Raw genomic sequence first — 3,781 nt, 5'->3', positions numbered from 1 at the left:
ACCGATGCCGACGAATCGGCCGTCGTGCAAGGCGACGCCGACGCCCTGCGCATTCTGCTCGCCAACCTGGTCGGTAACGCACTGCGCTACACGCCGGCCGGCGGGCGCGTGGACGTTGCGTGCGGCCAGAACGAAGACGGGACGTTCCTCGAAGTGGTAGATAACGGTCCCGGCATCCCCGCTGCCGAGCGCGAGCGCGTGTTCGATCGCTTCTATCGACGCCACGACGACAACGCCGTTGGCATCGGAGAAAAGAGCGGCAGCGGGCTTGGTCTCTCGATCGTGCGCACCATCGCCGATCGGCACGGCGCCTCGGTCAGGTTGTCCGACGCGCAGCCGGGCGACGAAGCGAGTGGCTTGCGGGTGACAGTGCTGTTCCCGAACGCGGGCGAATGGCCTCAGCTATTCCGGTTTTCCGTCAGCGCAAAGCGGGCCAGCGGCTCGTAGCTCGGCCCCTTCTCGGAAAGCTGTGATCGCACCAGAACGAAATCGGAACATCGCCACTCGATCGGACCGATGGCCGGAAGAGCCGCGTTCAGGGGTATCTCCGGGATTTTTCGCACCAGCGTCACGTGCGGCGTAAAGGGTCGCTCGCCGTTGCTGACGGTGAATCCGGCTGCGCCGAGCCGTTGGCGCAATTCGGCAACGAGCGTTTCCAACGGCGCAAGAGTGTCGTGGCAACCGGCCCAGAACAGGCAGTTTCGGCGCCAGTAACCCGGTTGGTCGATGCGCAGCTCGATTGGCTCGGCGCGCAGGTTGCTGACCAGATCGACCAAGCGAGGAACGTTCTCATCAGCCACTTCACCAAGAAACGCGAGCGTCAGGTGGAGCGTCTCCAGGCGCGTCGGCTTTCCGCCGAGGCGCGCAGCTGCGTCGGTGGCGACGCGGGCCAGTCGTTCGGCAGCAGCGGGCGAAGGCCATAGGGCGAAGAAGAGGCGCATGGTCGGGATTGTCCGGGGAACACCGTCGAGTTTAGTCCTGCACGCGCGCCGGAGAGGCAGATCAGATCACATTTTGTTACGCAACTTTAAGTCGGTTTTAAGTTTTTCTGTCTTAGCATCCTGCCCATCGTCAAGCGAATCGCTTGCACCTGATCAACGATTGCCACGAACGGAGGATGAACATGAATGCACAAAGCCTTAAAAGGAGTGTGATTGCCACGGTGGTTGCCAGTGCCTTGGTTGGCGCTTACTCGATCAACAACGGCGGCGCCTCTTGGCTGGCCAACGCCGCCACCGGTTCGACGATCAAGACGCAGTCGACCGACAGCGCGACTGTTCCGGCGGCGCCTGTCGTTTCCGTCGCCGGTGCGGCCTTGCCCGACATGAGCGCGATCGTCGCGCGGAATTCGCCGGCCGTCGTGAATATCAGCATCTCGGGTACGGTCAAGAATCCAAACCTGCAGGATCTGCCGCAGCTCGATCCTGATGATCCCTTCTACGAGTTCTTCCGCCATTTCCGTGTGCCGCAGCAACGCGGCGAGCGCCAGGTGCGCGGACAGGGGTCGGGCTTTATCCTGCGCGAGGACGGCATCGTGCTGACCAACGCGCACGTCATCGACGGCGCCGACGAGGTGACCGTCAAACTGACCGACAAGCGCGAGTTCAAGGCCAAGGTGCTCGGCGCCGACAAGACGACCGACGTCGCCGTGCTCAAGATCGACGCGCGCAACCTGCCGACGCTCAAGGTCGGCAACTCGATCAATGCCAAGGTCGGCGAATGGGTGCTGGCGATCGGTTCGCCCTTCGGTTTCGAGAGTAGCGCGACGGCCGGCATCATTTCGGCGAAGTCGCGCTCGCTGCCTGACGACACCTATGTGCCGTTCATCCAGACCGACGTCGCGGTGAATCCCGGCAACTCCGGCGGGCCGTTGTTCAACATGGCCGGCGAGGTGATCGGTATCAACTCGCAGATCTATAGCCGAACCGGCGGCTACCAGGGCCTGTCCTTCGCCATCCCGATCGAGGTGGCGATGAAGGTCGAGGACCAGATCGTCAAGACCGGCAAGGTGCAGCGCGGCCGGCTCGGGATCACCATCCAGAACCTCGATCAGTCACTCGCCGAGTCGTTCGGCATGAAGAAGCCGGGCGGTGCTCTGGTGAGTTCGGTCGAGGATGGCAGCCCGGCGGCGAAGGCCGGCCTGGAACCGGGCGACGTGATTCTCTCGGTTAACGGCAAGGAGATTGCATCGTCGAATGAGCTGCCGCCGGTGATTGCCGACATTACGCCGGGACAATCGGCCAAGTTGCAGGTCTGGCGCAAGGGTGGTCAGCGTGATATCGAGGTCAAGGTCGGCAATCAGAAAGAGGAGCAGGTCGCAGCCAAGGAAAACAAGGAGGCGACGACAGGCAAGCTCGGCCTCGCCGTGCGTCCGCTGACCGCCGAGGAGCGCAAGCAACTCGACGGCAAGAACGGGCTGTTGATCGAGAATGCGACCGGAACGGCCGCGCGCGCCGGGATTCGCCGCGGCGACGTGCTGCTCTCGGTCAACGGCGAACCGGTTTCCAGCGTCGAGCAGCTGCGCAGCCTGGCCAGCAAGGCGTCGAAGCGCGTCGCCTTGCTCATCCAGCGCGACGATGCGCGCCTCTTCGTACCGGTCGATGTCGAATAAGGTGAATGCGGGCGGTGGTTGCTACCGCCCGCCTTTCGCTCCGCCCTTGTCCCAGCCGTAGCGCACCGTGCGCTGCCAGCGGGTGTCGGCCTGACGCAATGGATTGACCGTCGGGCTTGGTCTGGGCGCTGGCTTCGCTTTCGCTGGCGGCTTGTTGGCGGGCGGTTTGGCGGTCAAGGGCATCTCGTTGGCTATGTTAGACTCGGGGCCATTCTATCGCTCCCGAGAAGCCCATGTCCGGCAATACCTTTGGCACTTTATTCACGGTCACTTCCTTTGGCGAATCGCACGGTCCGGCGATCGGCTGCGTCGTCGATGGCTGTCCGCCGGGACTCGAAATCAGCGAAGCCGATATCCAGGCCGAGCTCGATCGCCGCAAGCCGGGAACGTCGCGCCACGTCACGCAGCGCCGCGAACCGGATACGGTCGAGATCCTCTCCGGCGTCTTCGAAGGCAGGACGACCGGCACACCGATCGGCCTCCTGATCCGCAATCAGGACCAGCGCAGCAAGGACTACGGCAACATCGCCGAAACCTTCCGCCCGGGCCACGCCGACTACGCCTATACGCAGAAATACGGCTTTCGCGACTATCGCGGCGGCGGCCGTTCGTCGGCGCGCGAGACGGCGGTACGCGTCGCTGCCGGTGCGATCGCGCGCAAGTGGCTGAACGAGCGCTTCGGCGTCACGATCCAGGGCTGGATGAGCCAGCTGGGGCCGATCCGCATTCCGTTCGTCGATGCGGCGCAGATCGGACAGAACCCGTTCTTCGCGCCCGACGCGGCGATCGTTCCGCAGCTCGAGGAATACATGGATGCGCTGCGCAAGTCGGGCGACTCTGTCGGCGCAAAGATCAGCGTCGCGGCAACCGGCGTGCCGCCGGGCTGGGGCGAGCCGGTCTATGCCCGCCTCGATGCCGAGATCGCTTACGCGATGATGGGCATCAACGCGGTGAAGGGCGTCGAGATCGGTGATGGCTTTGCCAGCATCGAACAGAAAGGCAGCGAGCACGGCGACGAAATGACGCCGCAGGGCTTTCTCTCCAATCACGCCGGTGGCGTGCTCGGCGGCATCTCGACCGGGCAGGAAATCGTCGTGCACATGGCGATCAAGCCGACCTCCAGCATCCGGCTGCCACGCCAGACGGTGAATCTGGCCGGCGAGGCCGCAA

The 3,781-nt window shown here is 64.1% G+C and carries 5 protein-coding genes; 3 read left to right on the top strand and 2 right to left on the bottom strand.

Annotated elements, in window-relative coordinates; genetic code table 11:
* The coding region (locus KBA32_RS12950; RefSeq protein ID WP_294359555.1) for an ATP-binding protein at positions 1-447 on the top strand (447 nt) is incomplete at its 5' end.
* Here KBA32_RS12950 and thpR read toward each other — a convergent pair.
* A complete protein-coding gene (gene thpR, locus KBA32_RS12945) occupies positions 399-941 on the bottom strand; it encodes an RNA 2',3'-cyclic phosphodiesterase (RefSeq protein ID WP_294359554.1) in 543 nt (180 codons plus the stop codon). The two genes, KBA32_RS12950 and thpR, sit on opposite strands and share 49 nt — an antisense overlap.
* Before the next feature lie 182 nt (positions 942-1,123).
* On the opposite strand from thpR, the gene KBA32_RS12940 reads away from it, so the two are divergent.
* Entirely contained in the window at positions 1,124-2,611 is a 1,488-nt protein-coding gene (locus KBA32_RS12940; protein ID WP_294359552.1) for a DegQ family serine endoprotease, read from the top strand.
* Positions 2,612-2,632: 21 nt separating this feature from the next.
* Here the strand turns inward: KBA32_RS12940 and KBA32_RS12935 are convergent, their stop codons facing one another.
* Positions 2,633-2,788 (bottom strand): hypothetical protein, encoded by a 156-nt coding sequence (locus tag KBA32_RS12935; RefSeq protein WP_294359550.1) that lies wholly within the window; start codon positions 2,786-2,788, stop codon positions 2,633-2,635.
* Between the two features lie 56 nt (positions 2,789-2,844).
* Between KBA32_RS12935 and aroC the strand changes: the two genes are divergently transcribed.
* Positions 2,845-3,781, top strand: a 937-nt coding sequence (gene aroC, locus KBA32_RS12930) for a chorismate synthase (RefSeq protein WP_294359548.1), incomplete at its 3' end; no start/stop codon positions are given.

This window comes from Propionivibrio sp. (genome assembly GCF_017995515.1).
Lineage (GTDB): Bacteria > Pseudomonadota > Gammaproteobacteria > Burkholderiales > Rhodocyclaceae > Propionivibrio.
This window is presented reverse-complemented; position numbering and strand designations above follow the sequence as displayed.